Origin of the sequence: Taibaiella helva (assembly GCF_003545695.1) — a bacterium.
In the GTDB taxonomy this organism is placed as follows: domain Bacteria; phylum Bacteroidota; class Bacteroidia; order Chitinophagales; family Chitinophagaceae; genus Taibaiella; species Taibaiella helva.
Genome location: NZ_QUZZ01000004.1, coordinates 406,186 through 427,230, shown reverse-complemented (window position 1 = coordinate 427,230; position 21,045 = coordinate 406,186). Strand labels below are relative to the sequence as shown.

At 51.8% G+C, this 21,045-nt stretch carries 22 protein-coding genes; 14 read left to right on the top strand and 8 right to left on the bottom strand.

All coding sequences use genetic code 11. From position 1 onward, the window contains the following. Positions 1–4 precede the first annotated feature (4 nt). Positions 5–1,942 (bottom strand): threonine--tRNA ligase, encoded by a 1,938-nt coding sequence (gene thrS, locus DZC79_RS09725; protein WP_118951361.1) that lies wholly within the window; start codon positions 1,940–1,942, stop codon positions 5–7. A 147-nt stretch (positions 1,943–2,089) separates the two neighbouring features. Here thrS and DZC79_RS09720 point away from each other — a divergent pair, with 147 nt between their 5' ends. From DZC79_RS09720 to DZC79_RS09680, 9 genes are all read left to right on the top strand, one after another. Then, positions 2,090–2,653 (top strand): hypothetical protein, encoded by a 564-nt coding sequence (locus tag DZC79_RS09720; protein ID WP_118951360.1) that lies wholly within the window; start codon positions 2,090–2,092, stop codon positions 2,651–2,653. Positions 2,654–2,755: 102 nt separating this feature from the next. Beyond that, positions 2,756–3,676, top strand: a complete 921-nt coding sequence (locus tag DZC79_RS09715) for a phosphoribosylaminoimidazolesuccinocarboxamide synthase (protein ID WP_118951359.1) — start codon at positions 2,756–2,758, stop codon at positions 3,674–3,676. Between the two features lie 40 nt (positions 3,677–3,716). Beyond that, entirely contained in the window at positions 3,717–3,974 is a 258-nt protein-coding gene (locus DZC79_RS21845; RefSeq protein ID WP_118951358.1) for a four helix bundle protein, read from the top strand. Positions 3,975–4,244: 270 nt separating this feature from the next. Next, positions 4,245–4,748, top strand: coding sequence for an asparaginase domain-containing protein (locus DZC79_RS09705; protein ID WP_118951357.1), 504 nt, complete (start codon positions 4,245–4,247; stop codon positions 4,746–4,748). A gap of 31 nt (positions 4,749–4,779) precedes the next feature. After that, complete coding sequence (locus tag DZC79_RS09700) at positions 4,780–5,274, top strand: YkgJ family cysteine cluster protein (RefSeq protein WP_118951356.1); 495 nt, start codon at positions 4,780–4,782, stop codon at positions 5,272–5,274. Positions 5,275–5,491: 217 nt separating this feature from the next. Continuing rightward, positions 5,492–6,517, top strand: coding sequence for a DHH family phosphoesterase (locus tag DZC79_RS09695; protein ID WP_118951355.1), 1,026 nt, complete (start codon positions 5,492–5,494; stop codon positions 6,515–6,517). A gap of 28 nt (positions 6,518–6,545) precedes the next feature. Beyond that, positions 6,546–7,511 carry an FKBP-type peptidyl-prolyl cis-trans isomerase gene (locus tag DZC79_RS09690; RefSeq protein WP_118951354.1) on the top strand — a complete coding sequence of 322 codons (966 nt, stop codon included), beginning with the start codon at positions 6,546–6,548 and terminating at the stop codon, positions 7,509–7,511. An 83-nt stretch (positions 7,512–7,594) separates the two neighbouring features. Continuing rightward, on the top strand, positions 7,595–8,575 hold the full coding sequence (locus tag DZC79_RS09685) for an FKBP-type peptidyl-prolyl cis-trans isomerase (protein WP_118951353.1): 981 nt from the start codon (positions 7,595–7,597) through the stop codon (positions 8,573–8,575). A gap of 66 nt (positions 8,576–8,641) precedes the next feature. Further along, the gene (locus DZC79_RS09680; RefSeq protein WP_118951352.1) at positions 8,642–8,887 is read left to right on the top strand and encodes a hypothetical protein; all 246 of its coding nucleotides are present in this window, start codon (positions 8,642–8,644) and stop codon (positions 8,885–8,887) included. 220 nt (positions 8,888–9,107) lie between these two features. On the opposite strand, the gene DZC79_RS09675 is transcribed toward DZC79_RS09680, so the two are convergent. Beyond that, positions 9,108–9,713 carry an SGNH/GDSL hydrolase family protein gene (locus DZC79_RS09675; RefSeq protein WP_118951351.1) on the bottom strand — a complete coding sequence of 202 codons (606 nt, stop codon included), beginning with the start codon at positions 9,711–9,713 and terminating at the stop codon, positions 9,108–9,110. A gap of 58 nt (positions 9,714–9,771) precedes the next feature. After that, complete coding sequence (locus tag DZC79_RS09670) at positions 9,772–11,145, bottom strand: NAD-dependent succinate-semialdehyde dehydrogenase (protein ID WP_118951350.1); 1,374 nt, start codon at positions 11,143–11,145, stop codon at positions 9,772–9,774. Positions 11,146–11,336: 191 nt separating this feature from the next. On the opposite strand from DZC79_RS09670, the gene DZC79_RS09665 reads away from it, so the two are divergent. Further along, positions 11,337–11,651, top strand: coding sequence for a DUF6686 family protein (locus tag DZC79_RS09665; RefSeq protein ID WP_118951349.1), 315 nt, complete (start codon positions 11,337–11,339; stop codon positions 11,649–11,651). Positions 11,652–11,712: 61 nt separating this feature from the next. Continuing rightward, on the top strand, positions 11,713–14,337 hold the full coding sequence (locus DZC79_RS09660; protein ID WP_118951348.1) for a transglutaminase-like domain-containing protein: 2,625 nt from the start codon (positions 11,713–11,715) through the stop codon (positions 14,335–14,337). 180 nt (positions 14,338–14,517) lie between these two features. Here DZC79_RS09660 and DZC79_RS09655 read toward each other — a convergent pair whose 3' ends face one another. Then, positions 14,518–15,690: a serine hydrolase domain-containing protein gene (locus tag DZC79_RS09655; RefSeq protein WP_118951347.1), complete on the bottom strand. Its 1,173-nt coding sequence runs from the start codon at positions 15,688–15,690 to the stop codon at positions 14,518–14,520. After that, positions 15,680–16,309 carry a hypothetical protein gene (locus DZC79_RS09650; RefSeq protein WP_118951346.1) on the bottom strand — a complete coding sequence of 210 codons (630 nt, stop codon included), beginning with the start codon at positions 16,307–16,309 and terminating at the stop codon, positions 15,680–15,682. Before DZC79_RS09650 ends, DZC79_RS09655 begins: the two co-directional genes overlap by 11 nt. Before the next feature lie 137 nt (positions 16,310–16,446). On the opposite strand from DZC79_RS09650, the gene DZC79_RS09645 reads away from it, so the two are divergent. From DZC79_RS09645 to DZC79_RS09635, 3 genes are read left to right on the top strand one after another with little or no spacing between them, the layout of a single operon-like run. Then, positions 16,447–17,121: a protein-L-isoaspartate(D-aspartate) O-methyltransferase gene (locus DZC79_RS09645; protein ID WP_118951345.1), complete on the top strand. Its 675-nt coding sequence runs from the start codon at positions 16,447–16,449 to the stop codon at positions 17,119–17,121. A 7-nt stretch (positions 17,122–17,128) separates the two neighbouring features. Next, the gene (locus tag DZC79_RS09640) at positions 17,129–17,668 is read left to right on the top strand and encodes a TlpA family protein disulfide reductase (RefSeq protein WP_118951344.1); all 540 of its coding nucleotides are present in this window, start codon (positions 17,129–17,131) and stop codon (positions 17,666–17,668) included. Between the two features lie 6 nt (positions 17,669–17,674). Continuing rightward, positions 17,675–18,319, top strand: a complete 645-nt coding sequence (locus DZC79_RS09635) for an ATP-binding cassette domain-containing protein (protein ID WP_118951343.1) — start codon at positions 17,675–17,677, stop codon at positions 18,317–18,319. Between the two features lie 56 nt (positions 18,320–18,375). On the opposite strand, the gene DZC79_RS09630 is transcribed toward DZC79_RS09635, so the two are convergent. From DZC79_RS09630 to DZC79_RS09620, 3 genes are read right to left on the bottom strand one after another with little or no spacing between them, the layout of a single operon-like run. Further along, positions 18,376–19,107: a LytR/AlgR family response regulator transcription factor gene (locus DZC79_RS09630; RefSeq protein WP_232831801.1), complete on the bottom strand. Its 732-nt coding sequence runs from the start codon at positions 19,105–19,107 to the stop codon at positions 18,376–18,378. Further along, positions 19,104–20,216, bottom strand: coding sequence for a sensor histidine kinase (locus DZC79_RS09625; protein WP_118951341.1), 1,113 nt, complete (start codon positions 20,214–20,216; stop codon positions 19,104–19,106). The genes DZC79_RS09630 and DZC79_RS09625 overlap by 4 nt, the downstream gene beginning before the upstream one ends. Positions 20,217–20,270: 54 nt before the next feature. Further along, positions 20,271–21,002 carry a LiaF transmembrane domain-containing protein gene (locus DZC79_RS09620; protein WP_157977041.1) on the bottom strand — a complete coding sequence of 244 codons (732 nt, stop codon included), beginning with the start codon at positions 21,000–21,002 and terminating at the stop codon, positions 20,271–20,273. Positions 21,003–21,045 lie beyond the last annotated feature (43 nt).

Sequence of the window (21,045 nt, the reverse complement as noted above, 5' to 3'; positions counted from 1 at the left end):
TAGTTTAGTGACCTGTGCGGGCTGTTACTTCCTCCTGCACGGCGCGGGCAAAATCGGCGATAGATTGTGTGCCGAGATCGCCTTTGCCGTGGCGGCGTACCGCCACAGCACGGTCGTTCATTTCCTTTTCGCCGATGATGAGCATGTAAGGTACTTTTTCCAGCTCGGTATCGCGGATCAGCTTGCCGATCTTTTCGTTGCGCTCATCCACCTCGGCGCGGATCTGCTGCGCTTTCAGCTCGCGGGCTACTTCCTGTGCATAAGGCAGGAACTTTTCGGAGATCGGCAATACTTTTACCTGGGTCGGCGCCAGCCACAGCGGCAGGTTGCCGGCGCAGTGCTCCAGCAGCACGGCGATGAAACGTTCCATGGAGCCGAAAGGTGCGCGGTGGATCATTACCGGGCGTTTGCGGGTATTGTCGCTGTCTACATATTCCAGCTCGAAACGTTCGGGCAGGTTATAGTCCACCTGGATGGTACCCAGCTGCCAGCTACGGCCCAGGGCATCCTTCACCATGAAGTCCAGCTTAGGGCCATAGAAGGCCGCCTCGCCGTATTCTTCAATAGTGGGCAAACCTTTCTCTGCCGCAGCCTCGCGGATAGCGTTCTCGGCAATCTCCCAGTTTTCATCAGAACCGATGTATTTGCTGCGATCCTCTTTATCCCGGAGCGACACCTGTGCGGTGAAGTCGTGGAAGTCGAGGGAGGTGAATACATACATCACCAGGTCGATCACTTTCTTGAACTCTTCCTTCACCTGGTCGGGGCGACAAAACAAGTGCGCATCGTCCTGGGTAAAGCCACGCACGCGGGTAAGGCCGTGCAGTTCGCCGCTTTGCTCATAACGATACACGGTTCCGAACTCGGCCAGGCGCAGAGGCAGGTCGCGGTACGAACGGGGCGACGATTTATAGATCTCGCAATGGTGCGGGCAGTTCATGGGCTTCAGCATGAACTCCTCACCTTCCTGGGGCGTGGTGATGGGGCGGAACGAATCCTTGCCATACTTCTCCCAGTGGCCGGAAGTTACGTACAGCTGCTTGGAACCGATATGCGGCGTAATCACCGGCAGGTAGCCGGTTTCCAGCTGTGCCGCTTGCAGGAAGTCCTGCAGGCGTTGGCGCAGCATAGCTCCTTTGGGCAGCCATAAGGGCAGGCCGCTGCCTACTTTTTCGGAGAAGGCGAACAGCTCCAGCTCTTTGCCCAGCTTGCGGTGGTCGCGTTTCTTGGCTTCTTCCAGCAGGGCCAGGTACTCGTCCAGCTCTTTCTGCGCCGGGAAGGTAACACCGTAGATGCGGGTCAGCATTTTGTTCTTCTCATTGCCCCGCCAGTAAGCGCCGGCAATATTGGTCAGCTTCACCGCTTTGATAAAGCCGGTGTTGGGAATATGTGGTCCGCGGCAGAGATCGGTAAAGTTACCCTGCTGGTAAAAGCTGATCTTTCCGTCTTCCAGCCCGTCGATCAGCTCCAGCTTGTACTGGTCGCCCTTCTCGGTGAAATATTGTATGGCGTCGGCTTTAGATACCTCGCTGCGTTTGTATTGTTCTTTTTTTGAAGCCAGCTCCTTGAATTTCTTCTCGATCTTGAGCAGGTCCTCCTCTTCGATCTTACGGTCGCCCAGGTCGATGTCGTAATAAAAACCCGTTTCAATAGCCGGACCGATACCGAATTTGGTGCCGGGGAATATATCTTCTATCGCTTCGGCCATCAGGTGGGCCGAGCTGTGCCAAAACGTCGATTTGCCGCCTTTGTCGTCCCAGGTCAGCAGCTTCAGAGAAGCATCCTGGTTAATGGGGCGGAAGGCATCCACCACTTCGCCGTTGATCTCGGCGGCGAGCACCTTGCGTGCCAATCCTTCGCTGATGGATTTTGCTACATCCAGCGCGGACACGCCGGCTTCGTAATCGCGTACGGAGCCATCGGGTAGGGTAATGTGTATCATCGGGTTAAAAAATTACTTTTTTTAAGGAACGCAAAGTTAGGATATTTATCGATGCCGGATGGTCGTGCTTGGAAGCCGTTCGAAGCAAGAGAAATTTCGTGTTTGTATGCTGTAGGTTATCCCGTAAACCCTCATTATTTTTGCCGGATGTATCTTTTCCTTTTCCCTGTTGTGGGAGCGTTGCTGGGCTGGCTGGCCAATCTTCTTTTTGTCAATTACCTGTTCCGTAAGCTGATTCCGGCCAAAGCGCCGGCCCTGGCTGCCGCTGCCGGCCGTTATGCTTCTGCGCAGGTGCTGCATGTCGATACACTGGCCGCCCGCCTTGCCGATCCGGAGAAGCTTAAAGTGCTCAGCCCCATAATTGAAGCCCATATCGATGTTTTTCTCAAAGAGAAGCTGAAGGAAAAAATGCCGGCAATCGCTATGTTTATCGGTGATAAGACCATCGACATGATGAAGAAAAGCCTGATGGACGAGATCGACCTGCTGCTGCCGAACCTGCTGGGGCGTTATGTAGGCGGGCTAACGGAGCAGCTCGATATTGAAAAAGCCCTGGTAGCCAGGCTGGAAGCCCTGCCAGAAGGGAAAATCGAGGCGCTGCTGCATGAGCATCTGGGGCGCGAAAAGCAAAAGTTCCAGATGCTGGGCGCGTTAAGCGGCCTGGTCATCGGCCTGGTGCTGATGGTGCTGGCGCTGCTGGCCGGCCAATAGCGCTGCCGGAGATGCTTTGGTAGCAGTTCTAAACACAATCATGGTATTTGTCCGTCATTCTGTAATTTTGCCGCTTAATTTAAACAATCACTGCTTCATATTATGTTACAACTGCCTCATCAAACCGCATTCTACAAAGGAAAAGTACGCGATGTCTATACCATCGGCGACAAGCACCTGGCCATGGTGGTCAGCGATCGTATTTCTGCTTTCGACGTGGTTTTACCCCGGCCCATTCCTTTCAAGGGCCAGGTATTGAACCAGATCGCAGCCTACTTCCTGGATGCGACCAAAGATATCGTACCGAACTGGGTGCTGGATGGCACAAGCCTGCCCAATGCTACCATTGGTCTGAAATGTGAGACTTTCCCCGTGGAAATGGTGATCCGCGGCAACCTTACAGGCCATGCCTGGCGTACGTACAAGACCGGCGCCCGTGAGCTGTGTGGCGTTCTCCTGCCCGAAGGCCTGAAGGAGAACGATTATTTCCCTGAGCCGATCATCACCCCTACAACCAAAGCGCATGAAGGTCATGACGAGGATATTTCCCGTGAAGAGATCATCAAGCAAGGCCTGGTATCGGAAAAAGATTACGAGCAGCTGGAAAAGTATACCCGCGCCCTCTTTGAGCGCGGCCGCCAGATGGCCAACGAACGCGGCCTGATCCTGGTAGATACCAAATACGAATTCGGTAAGATCGGCGATACCATTTACCTTATCGACGAGATCCATACGCCCGACTCTTCCCGCTATTTCTACAAAGACGGGTTTGAGGACCGCCAGGCGAAAGGTGAAGACCAGCGTCAGCTGTCCAAGGAATTTGTACGGGAATGGCTGATGGCCAACGGCTTCCAGGGCAAAGAAGGGCAGCAGGTCCCCGAAATGACCGACGAATTCGTGAACAGTGTTACCGACCGTTACGCCGAACTGTACAATTATATTACCGGTAAGGAATTCGTGAAACAACCCATCACCGAAGCGGAGCTGCAGCAAGGCATCACCGCAGTGCTGGAGAAATTGTGAGGAGAATTCGTAATTTGAAATTGTTATATTTGAAATTACGATGTCATACATACCGGTGTATCAGTTGAATATTTATTGCCTGGCAGAAGACCTTTCTGATATTGTCTGGAAGGCATATGATCAATGGAATAATAAAGCGAGACTCACGTTGGGGATTCAATTGATTAGGGCGGCGAATAGTATTGCTGCAAATCTGGCAGAAGGCTATGGAAGGTTTTCGGCAGCAGACAGAAAACGATTCTATATCATTGCCAGAGGTTCATTGGAGGAAACCAAAGCGCGGTTAAGGAAGGCATAAAAAGAAATATTCTGTCGGAAGAACAAACGCAGGAGATCACAACGATCATTAATAAGTTAGGCCCTAAGTTGAACTTGTTCATCAAAAAACAAAATGTAGCATAAGGAAGCCGGAAATAGGAAGATCTGTTCCTGTTTTCGGCTTTCAATTTCAAAAATCCAAATTCTAATTTCCAAAGTCAGAATACTAATTTCAAAATCTACGCATCAATTTCTAATTTCCAATTCCCACACCATACCCATCTAATATCTAATATCTAACGTTTAACACATGTCCATACGCATACTGATTACCGGCGGTACTTTCGACAAGGAGTACGATATGATCAACGGCAAGCTCGACTTTGAGGAAACGCATGTACCCGAAATGCTGAAGCTGGGCCGCTGTACAGTAGAGGCCGAGATCCGTACGCTGATGATGGTGGACAGCCTTGAGATGACGGATAATGACCGGGAGCTGATCCTGCATAATTGCCGGTCGGCGCCGGAGGAGCGCATCCTCCTTACTCATGGCACGGATACCATGCAGGTAACAGCCGAGTACCTGGCAAAGGCCGGCCTGGACAAAACCATTGTGATCACCGGGGCCATGATCCCTTACAAGTTTGGCAGCTCCGACGGCTTCTTCAACCTGGGGGCAGCGCTGGCCTTCCTGCAAACCCTGCCGCATGGCGTCTATGTGGCTATGAACGGGCGTTACTACAACTGGGATAATGTAAGGAAGAACAAAAAGACCGGCTATTTTGAAGAGATAAAAGGCTCGTTCGCCTCGTAGCGAAGCCATTCCCGAAAAGGAGGCATGAATTATGAAGAAGGATATGGGAACGGTCAACCTGGACCAATACACACAAACTGCGAAGGAGCACGCGAAAGCCTACAAGGATTTCCTGAAGCGCGCACCTAAGAATAAAGTGCTGGAACAGCTGCCGGAGCTACATGAAGAAGCCTTCAGCAAGATCGATTGCCTCAGCTGCGCCAATTGCTGCCGTAACTATTCTCCGCGTTTCAAGATGCCCGATATTAAACGCATCGCACGGCGGTTGCGCATGAAGGAATCTGCTTTTATCGCCACTTATCTGCGTATGGATGAAGACGGCGATTATGTCGTTACCAGTCCGCCCTGCCCTTTCCTTGGCGCCGACAACTATTGCGGCATTTATGAAGACCGGCCCCGGGATTGCGCCCGGTATCCGTATACCGGCGAAGATGTGCTGATCAAACAGCCGGGCCTTACCCTGAAGAACTCGGAATCCTGTCCTGCCGTCTTCTATGTGATGGAACGGCTGCTCCAATCCAGGTAAGGCCAGCCCTATTCCTGAAATAACGATTAAATAGGATAAGCACCACCGCCGACCCGCGCAAATGCGGGTTTTTGTATTACATTTGCGCGTATCCCGTGGCCATGGGGCGACAGCTTATAGCCTCAGCTGCTGAAGGAAAACGATTATTTCTAAGCTTAAGCACAATACTTGGGTGTTTGGCTGTCCCTGAAAGACAGATGATAACTCCCGGATCGATATGAACAATATTACAGACGTATTACCTTTACTGCAGGAGCCGAAAAAGATATGGATCACCACCCATCACAAGCCGGATGGCGATGCCCTGGGCTCTACGCTCGGCCTGTATCATTACCTGCGGCAAAAGGGGCATGAGCCGGTAGTGGTTTCCCCTTCCGAAGTGCCCGATTTCCTGCTCTGGCTGCCGGGTATTGACACCGTGCTGAATTTTGAATCGGAGCCGAAAGCTTGCCTGAAACAGTTGCAGGAGGCCGATCTTATCTTTTGCCTGGATTTCAGCAGGCTCGATCGCATCAAAACAATGGAAGAGCCTTTGCGGCAGGCCACCCAGCCTAAAGTGCTGATCGACCATCACCTGAATCCGGATGTCGCTGCTTTTGACTACCGCATGAGCGAACCCGAAAAAAGTTCGACCTGCGAAATGGTGTACGATTTTATCCGGCTTGCGGGAGACGACACGCTTATCAATAACGACGTGGCCCAATGCCTGTACACCGGGGTCATGACCGATACCGGCTCTTTCCGCTTTCCCATTACCACGGCGGCCGTACATGAAATGCTGGCCGATCTGAAACGCCGCGGCCTCGACCATGCGGTCATCCACCAGCATATCTACGACAGCTGGAGTGCTGAGCGGATGCGCTTCCTGGGCTATGTCCTGTACCAGAAAATGGAGATTTATCCCCGGCAGCATGTCGGTATCATTGCTCTCTCGCAGAGCGACCAGCAGCAGTTCCGGATTGCAACGGGCGATACCGAAGGCGTGGTCAACTACCCGCTCAGCATCGAAGCTGTAAATATGGCCGTGCTGCTTACGGAAAAGAAGGACGAGATCAGGATGTCTTTCCGCAGCAAAGGCGATATCGATGTCAGCACCTTTGCCGCACAGCACTTCAATGGCGGCGGGCATTTTAATGCTGCCGGCGGACGCTCTCAGCTCTCTCTTGAAGAGACCGTAAAGAAACTGAAAACCTTATTGAATATACTGCCGGCAACCAGCAAGGAAGTTCCGGTAAGCAAATAACCTGAAAATTATATTAACGCTTAAGAAAATGAAGTACTCATCGCTTATCATCGCCGGCTGTGCATTGGTTATTTCCACTAACAGCTGTAGTGCCAAGAAAACGGATGCGGGTTCTGCCAAAGCCACAGCTCAGCAGGCCGTTGCCCAGGAAACACAGCAGCCACGGCCCTCTATCGCAGACGACAAAGACTTTATCAAGGACCCCGATGGGCTGGATTATAAAATTGTTACCCGGGGTAATGGTACCGTAGTGCCCAAGCCCGGCGATCTCGGCGAGATGCATGTACGGTTCCGGATCGGCGATACTATCATGATCAATACTATGGAGATGAACCAGGGACAGCCTGTACCGCAGCCTTTCGCCGCGCCCACGATGAAAGGTGATCTGATGGGCGGCCTGCTGAAGATGAAGGCCGGTGATAGTGTTGTATTCCGTATGCTGATGGATACACTGGCCGTCAGGGCGCATCAGCCCAAGCCAGCCTGGGTAAGATCGGGCGACTATGCCGTATGGGAGATCAAAATGGTGAGCATTAAAACCAAGGAGCAGGTAGCTGCAGAGACTGCTGCAAAGGAAAGCAAGCAGAAAAGCATCGATGATAAGCTGATCCAGGATTATCTTAAAGCTAAGGGTATCAAAAATGCGAAAAAAGGCCCTTCAGGATTTTACTATGTGATCCACACACCGGGTACAGGTCCCAGCCCCAAAGCCGGCCAGACGGTAAGCGTCAGCTACACCGGGCAGAATCTTAAAGGAGAGAAATTCGATTCCAATGTAGATCCTGCCTTTCACCATGTAGAGCCGTTCAGCTTTCAGCTGGGCAAGCATGGCGTGATCCAGGGCTGGGACGATGGCGTAGCCATTATGAAGAAAGGAACCAAGGCCACTTTCTATCTGCCTTCGAATCTGGGTTATGGCGATCATGGCGCGGGCGACAAAATACCACCGAATGCGGTGCTGATCTTTGACATTGAGCTGCTGAGCTTCAAATAAGGACCGGCCAACACTTCCCGCAGGAAAGCTGTCTGACAAGCATACACAATTAACTTTAAATACCCAAAGCAAAACAGAAGTACATGAAATACACCTCATTATTACTGGCTGCAGGCGCGCTGTTCTGTGCGACGGCCACAAATGCCCAGGTAAAAAAGAAGCCCGTGGCAAAAAAAACTGCTACTACAGGCGCGAGAAAATCATTTAAAGCCGTACCGATTACCGGTGGGTTCACTATGGGACCCGATAACCTGGAATACAAAACAATTACCCGCGGGAAAGGCCTCCTGAACCCCAAAGAAGGTGATGTGGTCGAGTTGACCATTAAGCAACGGATCGACGATAGCCTGATGGTAAACAGCGATATGGCCAATATGGGCAAGCCGGTGCCGATCCCGGTTCAGCAATCGGCCGTCAAAGGCGATCTTATGAGCGGTATCCGCCTGATGAAGGAAGGCGACAGCACTGTATTCAGGATCCGCCTCGATACCATTGCCGCCAGGGCGCATCAGCCTAAGCCGGAATGGACTGCCAAGAATGCCTATGTGTACTGGGAGGTAAAGATGGTGAAGATCAAGAGCAAAGCTGAAGTGCAGGCCGAAAACGCCAAAGCCCAGGAAATGCAGGCTGCAAAAGTAGCGGAGCAGGCGGCAACCGATGATAAGCTGATCCGGGAATACCTGACAAAGAAGGGTGTAACCAATGCAAAGAAAACCTCCTCAGGGCTATACTACGTGATCCATAAAGAAGGCACCGGTCCGCTGGCTGCTGCAGGCAAGACTGTGGCCGTTAACTATACCGGTGTGAATATGGACGGGGAGACGTTTGATTCAAGCGTCGATTCCGCTTTCAACCACGTAGCGCCCATCGAATTCCCGCTGGGACAGCACAATGTGATCGCCGGCTGGGACGAAGGTATCGCTTTATTGAACAAAGGAGGAAAAGCGACGTTATATATTCCGTCGGGTCTCGCTTATGGCCCGCAGGCCAGGGGGCCGAAGATACCGGCAAATGCGATCCTCATTTTTGACGTGGAGCTGGTGGATATAAAAGATGCCCAATAATTAATGTACTCCGGACTGTAATTTCGTTACCTTTATTCTTTTTTTCTCTTGTAAAATACCCTTTCGATGAAAAAAAATAAAGTACAACCAAGATTGACATTAAAGAAAAATGTGATCATCACGCTGGATAAAGAAAGCAGAGATGCTGTAAATGGAGGAGAGTCGAATATGACGCCGTGCATGACAAGCCGCACGCGCCCGGAAGATACCACCGGTCCTATTACACAAATGAAGTGCCTGTCCTACTATTACATATGTGGTTACCAGACCTGGATTAATTGCGACAATGTGATTGACATAGACGTGAACTAAGAATGTGTCAGGGAATATGAGCAAGGGCTGCCTGGTTTTCCGGGCAGCCCTTGCTGTTTCTGCTGCAACCGCATCGTCGAAGCCGTATTATTGCGCTCCTGGCTGGGCTGAGACCGATAAGGAAACGGGGAATGTTGTCTGTCATGCGCCGGCTGCAACATTCCCCGTTCGGTAAAATGATGATTGCAATTTTCTTTGGCGGTATCACTGACGGAACAGCTCAGCTTTTCAGCGCTGCGGCCACAGCCGGCGCCAATTTCAGCGCCCAGTCATGGTATTCTTTGCCGGAGTAATGCAGCTTATCCGGTGTAAGGTATTGTTCATCTGTTCCGTGCTGGCGGGTGCCGGCCGTGATGTCGATGTAATGGCATTTATAGGCCAGCGCAATAGAGCGGTTGGCAATATTAAACGCATTGATCTCGTCTGCAATTGCTTTGCGGTCGCGGCCTTCAGCGAAGGGGGTTACGCCCCAGTCGGGAATGGACAGGACAAATACTCTGCCCGTGCGGCCATTGGCAAAGAGAATGGCTTTGTTGAGCAGCTGTGCAAATTCCTTTTTATAATTCTCGATATCGCGACCCCGGTATTGGTTATTCACACCGATCAACAAGGTGACCACATCGAAGGTCTCCCGTAAGCCCGCTTCCTTGATCGCTGCAGCCAGCTCGTCGGTCGTCCAGCCGGTTACAGCAATAATATGAGGATCGGCTATCTGCGTTACATATTCTCTCCGGAGCAGCATGGCCGTCTGGTTGGGAAAATTATCTGTAGCCGGCACCTGTTCACCAATCGTATAAGAATCTCCCAGCGCGAGGTAAGTAAACATAGCTTATGTGGTTTGAATAAGGCCTAAAGTTACAGAGTAATTGCTTTATAAACCGGGACTAGCGTACAAAAATCGACTTGATATTGACGAATTCACGGAGGCCGTAATAGCTGAGTTCACGGCCATAGCCGCTTTGCTTGATACCTCCGAAGGGCATGCGGGCGTCGGAGCGCACAAAATCGTTGACAAATACACTGCCGGCCTGGAGCTCTTCTTCCGCAATTCTTTCCGCTCTTTTGATGTCCCTGGAAAATACTGCTCCGCCGAGGCCGAAGATGGAATCGTTGCCGATGCGGATCGCCTCTTCTTCGTCCTTTGCCGCGATAATGGCGGCCACAGGGCCGAAAAGCTCTTCGTCATAGGCAGGCATCCCTTTCTTTACCCCGGTCAGTACCGTTGGCGGGTAAAAGGCGCCGGGCTCATCGGGAATAAAGCCGCCGCAGAGAATCTTAGCGCCTTTCTCCACGCTGTCCAGCACCTGCTTGTGCAATTGGTCGCGGAGGTCGTGGCGGGCCATAGGACCCAGCTGCATGGAGGTATTCATTGGGTCGCCGTATTTCTTTTCCTGCATCAGCGCCACCATCTGGCTTTCAAAGGTTGCCCGCACTTTTTCGTGCACCACGAACCGTTTGGCGGAGATACAGCTTTGGCCGGTATTGTTCAGCCTGGAAGTAACGCATACCTCTACAGCTCTTTTCAGGTCGGCATCTTCCAGTACCAGGTAAGCGTCGCTTCCGCCCAGCTCCAGCACCTGCTTTTTCAGGTACTTGCCGGCGATCTCCGCTATTTTGCTGCCGCCACCGTTGCTGCCGGTAAAGGTTACCGCATTAATGTATTTATGCGCGATCACGGGTTCCATTTCGGAAGAAGAAAGAATCAGCGTCTGGAAAAGATATTCAGGAAGGCCCGCTTCCTGCAGCGCTTTTTCGATAGCCAGCGCACAACCGGTCACATTGGAGGCATGTTTCAGCACCATAGCATTGCCGGCCATCAGTATTGGCCCCATGGCCCGGAAAACCTGCCAGTACGGAAAGTTCCAAGGCATAATGGCCAGCACGGTACCCAGCGGCTGGAAGCTTACATAGCTGGTTTGGGCATCGGTCTCTACCGGTTCCGGCTCGAGGAAGCGGGGACCGTTGTCAGAATAATAAGTAAGGGTCGTAGCACTTTTTTCAATCTCGGTAACGCTTTGCACATAAGGCTTGCCCATCTCCAGCGTAGCCAGCTCGGCCATGCTCTTTTTATTCTTTTGCAGATAGTCGGCCAGTGCTTTCAGGTACGCTGCGCGCTGCCTTACGGAAACCTTGCTCCATTTCCCGAAGGCCTTATGCGATTGCTCCAGCTTATGTTTGATGATTGTAGGGGTATCGGTATTGTAGTGAGTGATCTCTTTGCCCGTAAACGGATTGACGGAAACCAGCTTGTTGCTCATCAGTAAATTGATTTTTAAATGGTAGGGTAAAGATACAACAGCCGTTCAGTATAAAGGTTGGCGTTAGCATTGCCTTTGCAATAAGCCTATCAATAAAGCCGATTGTCAGGTAGCCGTCATTTTACGAGCAGGCAGCAAAGGTTTTCCCGATTTTGAAAGCAATGGCAAGCCGCTTTAGATATTTTTGTCCTATGTGTAATACCCAAACGCTTGCCCGGTCAGCCGATGGCTATATTATCCGCTGTACGGAATGCAGCCGTATCCAACTGGCTTTTGGTGTAGTGGCCGTAACGCTCAGACCCCACCAGTTTCAACGGTTGAAGGAATATGCAGATATGGAGCAGGAGTATCGTTCAGAGGTATTTCCAGGCCCCGGCCAGAAATGTGTTTCCCTGCCAGTCAATCGTACCCTGACGCTGTGCCTTACCCTGGCAGAGCTGCAGTCGCTTACCGATCTGCTCGACCAGGCAGCCGGCCTGATCGCTGTGTATGAGCTGTTGGCCTGATGCTCTTGTCAAATGAGGTTTCACTTTTTTGCAAGGTGGGAACTTCTTACATTTGACTATTATGCGTATCCAGAGAGCAACCCCGGTCAATGAACTGCTGGCGAAGGCCATTTTTTTACTCTTGCCCACGCTGCTGGTCTGCTATTTCCTGTTATGGAATGCCAACCAGTACTATGTTGTGCTCAACAATCAGACCTGGCAGCAGACCTTATATGTAGCTGCAGGTATGGGCAGCGCAGCGCTGCTGTATTCGTTCCGTTTCCGCTTCCTGCCGCCCTTTCTCATCCTGGCTGTCGTCTTGTATCTCGTTTACAAAGGGATTGACGCGACCGCGATAGGAGAGTTCGACACCTTCTTCCTGTCCATCCGTTTTCGTGTCTTTTCCATCACTTTCCTTGCCGGCTGGCTGATCGGCTGGGGCTTTATCCGGCTGCGTTTTTTTTCGATCGTCATTTCGGCTTTGTTCCTCAGCACCTGTATCCTGCTTATCGCCAAGCGGAGCGAGCTGTTCTTCAACGACAGGGGTTATGATGTTTTGCTGCAATACGGCCTCATTATCGGGCCGGTCATTATTTACTCCCTGTACATTGTGTTTACGGCAGAGCTGATCCGTAACTATAAAGACAAAGGGCAAAAATTCTGGTGGTTCATTACCCGGCGCCTGGTGCTGTTTGCCGGTCTGGCGGTGCTGCTGCTCTCCGGAGTGATCTACTTTAACCGCGGAGAGATCAAGGAGACCATTGCCGAATTCGGCGGTGGCGGCGAAGAGGGAAAGAACAGCATGCTGAAAAAGAATAAGGACAACACCTTCGACCTGCAACGCTATACCCAGCTGAGGGGAAGCCTGGGCCGCAGCAACGAGCTGCTTTTTGCCGCGCATATTGATAATTTTTTTCCCAACTCGGAAATTCCCAACCCGCTATACCTGACTGCCTTTTATTATTCCCGTTTCGATACGCTGACCGAGACCTTCGAGCAGGATTCCTTGCTGCCGGCAAGCGATCTCTTCGAGCCGGATCCTTCGAAGCTGCCGCTGTTCTTTCCCAAGCACGATTCATCGGTGCTGGCCTATGCACTGACAGAGAAGCTGCGTCGCACCGTCGACATAGAAGTGTATAAAAAGCAATTGTCCGCTTCGACCTTTATTGCGCCCAGCACCTCTTTCTTTGTACAGCCGATCACGATTGAAAAAGATTTTCAAGGCGAATTCAAATCGGCTTACCGGGCCAAGAGCATGATCTCCGAGCTCAATAGCGCCTACTTTGTATACAATGCACCCGATCCCCAGATACAACGGTTCCAGGAACAGCGCTTCGAAATACTACGCAAGGTAAAAGGCTATGAAGGAGTAGATCCCAGGCTGATGAAATATTATACTTTCATGCCCTCGGATGCGAAGTTTAACCGCATCCGTCAGCTGGCGGTTGAGGTGACCAAAGGAAAGACCACACCGGTAGATAAAATGCTGGCGATCCGGGACTACTTCTTATCCAAAGATGAGAACGGCGAACCGCTGTTCAGCTATACCGACAATCCCGGCGTGCCGGATATCCCGGATGCTTCCAAGCTGCAATACTTCCTGTTTGAGAATCATAAGGGCTACTGTGCTTACTATGCCGGGGCCACTTTGTTCATGCTGCGATCGCTCGGTATTCCTTCGCGCATTACCGTAGGGTTTATGACGGTGGACCGTAGCAATAAGAATAAAGGCTGGTATTGGTATTACGCCGATCAGGCGCATGCCTGGGTGCAGCTTTATTTCCCGGGCTACGGCTGGCTGGACTTTGACACTACGGTGGGCAATGAGGAGGCGCAGCAAAGCCCTGCGCCCGATGGCACGCCGCCGATGCAGCCGCCCAAGGCTTACCTTGCCGGCGATGGCACGGTAGAAACGGTCGATACGGCCAATAGGATCATTAGCCTGAACCTGCTGCGCATGGTGTATCATGACCGGGAATACAAGCTGTCGACGCCGGTTAAAGTCAAACTCGATATGGGTATTGCCGTTATTACCAGGGACAGTATCGATGTGTCGATCGGTGATGTCCGCCCCGGCGATAGTGCAACAGCGGTCTCCTACGCAGAGGCTTTCAAAAACCTGATGCCGCAAAACAATGAGCAAGCAGAGGCATTGATCAAGCGTTTCCCTGATCCCGAGCCGATCGACGAGCTGCACCTGAAGCTGACGACCAAAGCCAAACAGCAGCAGCAAGCCCAGAAGGAAGAGCGGGAGAAGCCAACCAACTGGAAGGCGATCCTTATCGGAGCCGGTATCAGCATCGGCTTCACCCTGTTGGTGTTCCTCTTCCTGCCGCGTTTGATCTATGCTTATTTCCGTATGCGTTATCGTTCGGCTGGCAGCACCGGGCAGAAAGCTTACTGGTCGTACAGAGCTTCGGGTTTCTACCTGCACCAGCTGGGCTATTTCAAAGGCAGCCGTACAGCGCTGCAGCAGGCGCAGTGGGTGGATGAGCAATTGCACACCAACTATACCGCATTCATTTTACCTTACCTGAAATTGAAATATGCGAAGCAGGAACTGAACGCATCCGAAGCTGCAATGGTAAGCCGGTTCCTGACAGGGTTTATACAGAAGGTGAAAGCAGCGATACCGGCCGGACGCAGAACGAAAGATTTCTTCAGGGTGTTTCGGGCGATTGCCTTTTTTGGGACTGCCGAGGAATAGCGGAGCTGCTGTGCATATGCTACTTATACAAGCGTGAACCGGTCAGGGCATTGTAAACCCCTGGCCGGTTTTGTTTCTTCTGCCTGCCGGTAGGGGGACGTGCAGCGGTTCCTGCGGCTTGCGCCGCTTTGCCGTTGTGAGCAAGAAATTCATGTGTGAAAATCAATAGTAGCTACTGCATCATTGCATCATCGCGTCGATAACCGCTGTGCGCAAATCATAAAAGGTTGGCCTGAGGCGGCTATCGCCATCAGTGCCATAGTTGACGATCAACACCATTACCTGGTCTTTCTCCGGGAAATAGAACAGGTCGGCGCTATAGGCCAGGTCCCTGCCACGGTGCCCGTAGGCGTATTCATTATTGCTGCGGTGGATGAAATCCTTCATGACTCCAGGCCCCAGCAGGCGGTCGCTGTCTTCCTCCTCTTTAGGATTAAAGGTAAGCATCTGCTGCAGTGAAGCAGGGCTCACCAGCGTTTTGCTGATGAGCAGGGCGTCAATAAAAGTGAGCAGGTCGAATACATTGGAATAAAGACCGGTGTAGCCATTGCCGCTGCCTGTATTGTAGCTGGACAGGTTCTCGATATTGCCGTTATTGTAGAGATCGTAATAACCCTGGGCTACTTTGTCTTCCGGTAAAGCATCGTGGTAATAATAGTAAGTGTTTTTCAGCTGCAGCCGGTCGATCACTTCATCGTGCAGGAGCTGCTGGTGCGGCTTGCCGCCTATTTTGTCGATGATCATGCTCAGCAGCAGGGTATTGGTGTTGGAGTATCCAGGTCCTTCTCCCGGCGCAAAAGCGGCTTCCTTGCCCCTAACAAACCTGAGGATATCTTCCTGGTTACGATGTCGCGGCGGATTGTTCAGCACATCAAGATAAAAGCTATTATCCTCGATCACATCGTAAATGCCGGTAGTGTGGTTCAGCAATTGCCGTACAGTCACCTGGTCGGCGTTGGCAATGTTCTTCAGCTGATCTGCATCCAGATAGCTTTTTACCGGGGCGTCGATATCCAGCTTACCTTGTTCGGCCAGGCGGAAAGCCAGTGTCGCTATAAAGATCTTGGTGATGCTGGCTACTTTGGAAATATGGCAGGGCTGCATCAGTATTCCCTTTTCGATGTCGGCCATACCCGAAGCACCTGCCCAGGTGCCTTGCCCGTCCCTTACCAGCAGCGCAATGCCTGGCAAACCCTTTTGGGTATAGGTATCGAGCACGTCCTGGAACCGGCTGGCTTTGGGATGCGCAGGGTAGGCCGGTGCAGTACAGACCTGGGTTGCTTCGATCTTTTTTTTACTACAAGAAGAAAGCAGTATGGCCAGGAGGCCGAAGAGGATATAATTATATTTCATGATCCGGTAGTGCTGTTTGTTTATGCCACCTTAAAGAATAGATCGCGCCAAGATGCAAAGCAGTATTGGGCAGCAGCGGTACATATTTGTTCACAAAGGGTGTTTGCAGCCAGAACTGGTATTGCAGGAAGAACTTCAGGGGCAAGCCGCAATGAGGCTTAAGGTCATAGCCCAGGGCCAGCGAGAGGGTAGCCATCAGCTGCGGCCGGCCCCAGTTCTTTTTCTTTACATACCGGCCGTTTTCCAGGCGGAATTGCTGCACATCGGCAAAAGAATGCAGGTAGCCGGCGCCTAGCAGACCTTCACCATAGAAGCCGCTGCCCGTAAGGTAGCGGTAGCCTAGCTCGGAATACAGCTGCAGGCCATGCTGGTTGTATTGATGGTAGAAATAGCCCAGCTTAAGCGTCTGGAAGAGTTCGGAGTGTATCCCTTTACGATACAGGTGTGCAGTGCCCAGGCTGATACCGGGATGTATCGTCTTGCTGAAGACGCCGGCATAGCCGCGGCCCGGCAGCGAAGTGCCATTATTGAAAATGCTTAACGAGAGCGGCAGGTCTTTGTTCTGTGCTGCAGCCGATACCGTGGCGAACAAAAGGAGGAAGGTGTATTTCAAACGCATAGGCGACGCCGGTTTCAAGCTTCAATATAAGCTAATATCCCGGTTTACGGCAGTACAAGGGGCGCGATCGTGTCAAGACATTGACAAAACTTTTACACATCATCGCTCCGGTCAATTGCTTCGAGTATCTTTGCAGTATGTTACACCGATTGGAGAAAGAGGAGAGTTTTATGCATAAAGGCTTGCGTAAGCAACTGATAGCAGAGCTGCGTGAAAAGGGGATCAAAGATGAAAAAGTGCTGGAAGCTATGGGGCGTATTCCCCGCCATTATTTCCTGGATCCGGCTTTTGAACGGATCGCCTACGAAGACCGCGCCTTCCCCATCCTGGCCGGACAAACTATTTCCCAACCGTATACTGTCGCCTATCAGAGCCAGTTCCTGGAGGTGAAACGTTTTGATAAAATACTGGAGATCGGTACCGGCAGCGCTTACCAGGCTTGTGTGCTGGCCGAAATGGGCGCCTGGGTCTATACGATCGAGCGCCAAAGGCAATTATTTGAGCACAACAACGATTTCTTTTACCTGAAGCGATACCCGCACCTGAAGCGCTTTTACGGCGATGGCTTTGAAGGGCTGCCTTCCTTTGCACCTTTCGATAAAGTGATCATTACCGCCGCCGCGCCTTTTGTACCACCGAAGCTGATCGAGCAAATGAAAACGGGCGGTATCATGATCATTCCGGTGGATGCAGACGATGAGGGCAGTGTGCAGCTGATGAAGCGGATTACGAAAACAGCCTCCGGCTACGAAGAAGAAACCCTCGATCATTTCAGCTTTGTACCCATGCTGGGCGGGAAAGGCCGTAACTAGAGCGCTTATGAATAAATTTCTTTTTTACGCCGGGTATATTCTGCTTTTCGTGCTTGCAGGGCATGAAGCTGCAGGCCAGCAGAAGAAGCTGTCCTGGAACGATCAGTTTATCCTGGATAAATCGGGGAAGGCATTTCCGGTGCAGGAGTCATTTGCCACGCTGAACGGCAAGGCGTATGATTTTAAAGCGGCCCGGCGGCCGGCTTTTGTCTATATCAGCTCCGAATCCTGCCTGCCCTGCAAGTTTGAGCTGCCTTTGTACCTCGAAGCCTGCGACCGCTATAAAGATTTTGATTTTGTCTACTTCACTACCGACCCCGATACCGCGGCGGTGAGACATAAATTTGACGGCCACATGGACCGTCCTAACCTGTACATCATTCTGAGACCTTACGATTATTTTTACGAGCACCAGCTTTTCCTGGGCTTCCCGACGAAGTATTATGTCGGAAGCGATCATAAGGTGGAAACTGTTCAGCTGGGCGGCTGGATGGACAAGAAAAAAGTATGGGGCGAATGGTTGCCTGCGTTAACTCATCTTCAATAGCTGCCGATGCAATTACAGATCAACAGCCTTGTGCCCGAGCCTTTGAAAAGCCGTTTGGGACAACAGCATTCCGATATCTGGGGACAGGTCCAGACGATACAGCCGGGTGAGAAAGTGTTTTTCCGCGCGCCTTCGGGTAAAGGAAAGTCTACCTTCATGCATATCCTCTACGGCTTGCGCGACGACTATACCGGCACAGCAGCCTGGGAAGGAAAAGATATTCGCCGGCAGGATGACAACCAGCTGGCGGCCTTGCGCAGCGGGGCGATCAGCATCGTCTTCCAGGACCTGAGGCTTTTTGGCGATCTTACTGTAGCCGAAAACATTAATATCAAGAGAAGCCTTACGAATGCTGTGAGCGAAGATGAAGCGCGGGAATGGCTCCAACAGCTGGGCCTTGAAGGGAAATGGGAGCAAAAAGCCGAAACCCTTTCCTATGGTGAGCGGCAGCGGGTGGCTATTGTCAGGAGCTTGCTACAGCCGTTTCAGTGGCTGCTGCTTGACGAGCCCTTCAGCCATCTGGATGACGGCAATACGGGAAAGGCCGCGAAGCTCATTTACAGCAGGGTAGAAGCCAATAAGGCAGGGATGCTGGTGGTCGACCTGGAAGACAACGACTGGTTCCCGTACACGCGGAAGCTGCTGCTATAGCTTCCGGAACGATAGAGAAGTCAAGTTTTTCAAAACTTGACTTCTCTATCGTTTGCTTAAATGCCGAGCACCGTCTTTAATTTAGCGTAGCCGCTGCGGCTCACCGGTATTTTCGCATTGTTGCGCAGGATCACGCAATAATTTTCCTTTTCATAAAGTTCCACTTTATGGATGTGCTGTACATTCACGATGTAGGAACGGTGCACCCTTACGAACTGATGTGCCGGTAGCTGCGCCTCAAAATGCGCCATGCGCTGGTGCTTCAGGTAGTATTTGTCGGTCGTGGTTACCTTCACGTAATCATCTGCCGCTTCGATGTACAGCACTTCGGGCAATGGGATGATCTTGATATGGCCGCCGTCTTTCACTACGATCCGCTGCGACTGCTCGGGCAGCTGCAGGGCGCTCATGTCTTTGGGTGTATCTGTCTCCGGTTGCCTGATCTGGGTCCGTACCTTTTCCAATGCCTTCTGCAACCGGTCGATGCTCACCGGCTTGAGCAGGTAGTCGAGCGCATTCACTTCAAAAGCCTTAAGCGCATACTCGTCGTAAGCGGTGGTAAAGATCACCTTGGGCGGGTTATCGAGCAGCTCCAGCAGCTCGAAGCCGGTGATCTTGGGCATCTGGATATCCAGGAAAATAAGATCCGGCTGGTGCTCCTGGATGGCCTTCATGCCTTCAAAGCCATCGTTGCAGGACGCGACGATCTCGATATCTTTTTCATCTTCCAGCAGTTCGGCGAGCAGGGACCTTGCCAGGGGCTCGTCATCAATCAGTATCGTTTTCATAATGCTTGTTCGTTGGGAAGCGTTGCAGGTTGTTCTTTATCCGGCAGCATAACCGGTATGCTGATGGTCGCTGTAAAGGAATGGTGGGCATTGTCGGGGTCGCTGCCGGGCGCCGGGGGACGGCTGTCCACAGTGAGCAGGTCGTTCCGGGCAAAGAGCAGGTACAGCCTGCGCCGTACCGATTCGAGGCCGAAGCCCGTCCCTTTTGTCGTAACCGCATCAGGGTCATAAGGATTGACAATGCTGAACAGGAACTGCTCCTGGGTCAGCGTTCCTTTAAGGTATATGGTTACCGGGCCGGTAGTACCGTACAGGCCGTATTTGATCGCATTTTCGACCAGGGGCTGCAGCAGGAAAGGCGGTATACGCGCTTCCATGCAATCGGTGTGAATATGTTCTTCTATAGTGAGCCTGTGGCCGAAGCGCACCTGCTCAATGCTGAGGTAGATGCGGAGGTCGTCCAGCTCTTCCTGTATGGTGATCAGATCATTGTCTTCTTTTTTAAGTGTGTGTCTCAGGAATTCCGACAGCTGCTGTACCATGGTACGTGCATGCTTGGGCTCTTTGCCGATGAGGGCGTTGATCGAATTGAGGCTGTTGAAGAGGAAGTGCGGATGCAGCTGCTGGCGCAGCTTGAAGAGCTCGGCTTCCTTACGCAGCTGCAGGCTGTGCTGCTCCTGCTCGCTCACCGACTCCTGGTTGGACAGGTGACGAACGAAATAATTAATAAGATTATAGTCGCAGATCAGGATCCAGCCGATAAGTCCGCGTATATAAAAGGTCTCTTTCCAGAAATCGGCATAGGCTTTATTGTCGAACGAATTTTTCAGCGTCCACTGGCAAAGGAACAGCCAGGCAGCGCTGAAGCCGAAGCTTTGTGCAGCGATAATGCCATAGCGGGCAATAGGTGGTACATAATGGCTGAAGCCATATTCAAGAAAGAGGAAGATACCGTACAGCAGCAGGTTGCTGCCCAGGGCGTCGGCCAGGGCCACGTCGACCGGGAAACCCTTGAAAGCGCAAAGCCAGTAGAACTGGGCCGTGCTGATGGTCAGCAGGATGATGGCTGCACTGAGCTTTACGTTTAGGGTGTTGAAGTATGAAGGCATTCCTGTTTATTTTGAATGGGTGTTGGTAAGCCCTGGCATGTCGGTGCTGTCTCCTTAGAAGCTCTTGATCTCCACCCCGCCGAAGGTGATATTGCCTTTCAGGATCAGGGTCTTGCCCGATTCGTGCGCTGTGCTGGACATCACCCTGCGGTCTTCGATGCCGCCGAAGATCACGGAAAGCTCGTTCTTCAGGTTCCAGTTGGCCGGGATAATGATGTCCACACCGCCGAACATCACCGATACATCTACTACCGCACTGCCCTGGAAATCGGCCTGGGTAAAATTGACCTGGCAGCCACCGAACACACTGGATATATTGCCCCCTCTGAAATTCTTGGAAAAGACATTACGTTCCACATTGCCGAAAGTCGAGTTGATGCTGACCACGTCGTCAGAAATATCGTTGGCCTGATCAGTGTCGCCGGCTTCCGGTGCCCAGGGATGTTTGCCGAAACGTCCGTGCCGGTGGCGATGGCAGCGGTCATAATGATGCTTGTGAAAGCGATTCTTTTTTACCAGTACGATTATACCCAATAAGATAAGGCCGGCCGGTAAGGCGTAGGGGCGCAGGTTGAGGGAAATGAGATTGTTTTCGTAGAGCAGAAAATAACAGCCGATGGCAATAAAAATAAGCCAGGCAATATGGCGGAATCCATTCTTAACGCCAGTAAAGATACCGATGGCGATCAGGATCATAGGCCAGGTAAAGAACCAGTGGGGAAAAAGGCCCGCGGTTTGCGGGATCCTGTTGAGCAGGAATAATATACCAACCGCTATCAGGACCAATCCCCCCAATTTATGATTAGGCTCAGGGCGCTTACGTACGTAA

What these genes read in the sequence shown, in the direction of transcription:
- thrS (WP_118951361.1), bottom strand. Translation starts at nt 1,942, where the DNA reads ATGATACACATTACCCTACCCGATGGCTCCGTACGCGATTACGAAGCC.
- DZC79_RS09720 (WP_118951360.1), top strand. Translation starts at nt 2,090, where the DNA reads ATGTATCTTTTCCTTTTCCCTGTTGTGGGAGCGTTGCTGGGCTGGCTG.
- DZC79_RS09715 (WP_118951359.1), top strand. Translation starts at nt 2,756, where the DNA reads ATGTTACAACTGCCTCATCAAACCGCATTCTACAAAGGAAAAGTACGC.
- DZC79_RS21845 (WP_118951358.1), top strand. Translation starts at nt 3,717, where the DNA reads ATGTCATACATACCGGTGTATCAGTTGAATATTTATTGCCTGGCAGAA.
- DZC79_RS09705 (WP_118951357.1), top strand. Translation starts at nt 4,245, where the DNA reads ATGTCCATACGCATACTGATTACCGGCGGTACTTTCGACAAGGAGTAC.
- DZC79_RS09700 (WP_118951356.1), top strand. Translation starts at nt 4,780, where the DNA reads ATGAAGAAGGATATGGGAACGGTCAACCTGGACCAATACACACAAACT.
- DZC79_RS09695 (WP_118951355.1), top strand. Translation starts at nt 5,492, where the DNA reads ATGAACAATATTACAGACGTATTACCTTTACTGCAGGAGCCGAAAAAG.
- DZC79_RS09690 (WP_118951354.1), top strand. Translation starts at nt 6,546, where the DNA reads ATGAAGTACTCATCGCTTATCATCGCCGGCTGTGCATTGGTTATTTCC.
- DZC79_RS09685 (WP_118951353.1), top strand. Translation starts at nt 7,595, where the DNA reads ATGAAATACACCTCATTATTACTGGCTGCAGGCGCGCTGTTCTGTGCG.
- DZC79_RS09680 (WP_118951352.1), top strand. Translation starts at nt 8,642, where the DNA reads ATGAAAAAAAATAAAGTACAACCAAGATTGACATTAAAGAAAAATGTG.
- DZC79_RS09675 (WP_118951351.1), bottom strand. Translation starts at nt 9,713, where the DNA reads ATGTTTACTTACCTCGCGCTGGGAGATTCTTATACGATTGGTGAACAG.
- DZC79_RS09670 (WP_118951350.1), bottom strand. Translation starts at nt 11,145, where the DNA reads ATGAGCAACAAGCTGGTTTCCGTCAATCCGTTTACGGGCAAAGAGATC.
- DZC79_RS09665 (WP_118951349.1), top strand. Translation starts at nt 11,337, where the DNA reads ATGTGTAATACCCAAACGCTTGCCCGGTCAGCCGATGGCTATATTATC.
- DZC79_RS09660 (WP_118951348.1), top strand. Translation starts at nt 11,713, where the DNA reads ATGCGTATCCAGAGAGCAACCCCGGTCAATGAACTGCTGGCGAAGGCC.
- DZC79_RS09655 (WP_118951347.1), bottom strand. Translation starts at nt 15,690, where the DNA reads ATGAAATATAATTATATCCTCTTCGGCCTCCTGGCCATACTGCTTTCT.
- DZC79_RS09650 (WP_118951346.1), bottom strand. Translation starts at nt 16,309, where the DNA reads ATGCGTTTGAAATACACCTTCCTCCTTTTGTTCGCCACGGTATCGGCT.
- DZC79_RS09645 (WP_118951345.1), top strand. Translation starts at nt 16,447, where the DNA reads ATGTTACACCGATTGGAGAAAGAGGAGAGTTTTATGCATAAAGGCTTG.
- DZC79_RS09640 (WP_118951344.1), top strand. Translation starts at nt 17,129, where the DNA reads ATGAATAAATTTCTTTTTTACGCCGGGTATATTCTGCTTTTCGTGCTT.
- DZC79_RS09635 (WP_118951343.1), top strand. Translation starts at nt 17,675, where the DNA reads ATGCAATTACAGATCAACAGCCTTGTGCCCGAGCCTTTGAAAAGCCGT.
- DZC79_RS09630 (WP_232831801.1), bottom strand. Translation starts at nt 19,107, where the DNA reads ATGAAAACGATACTGATTGATGACGAGCCCCTGGCAAGGTCCCTGCTC.
- DZC79_RS09625 (WP_118951341.1), bottom strand. Translation starts at nt 20,216, where the DNA reads ATGCCTTCATACTTCAACACCCTAAACGTAAAGCTCAGTGCAGCCATC.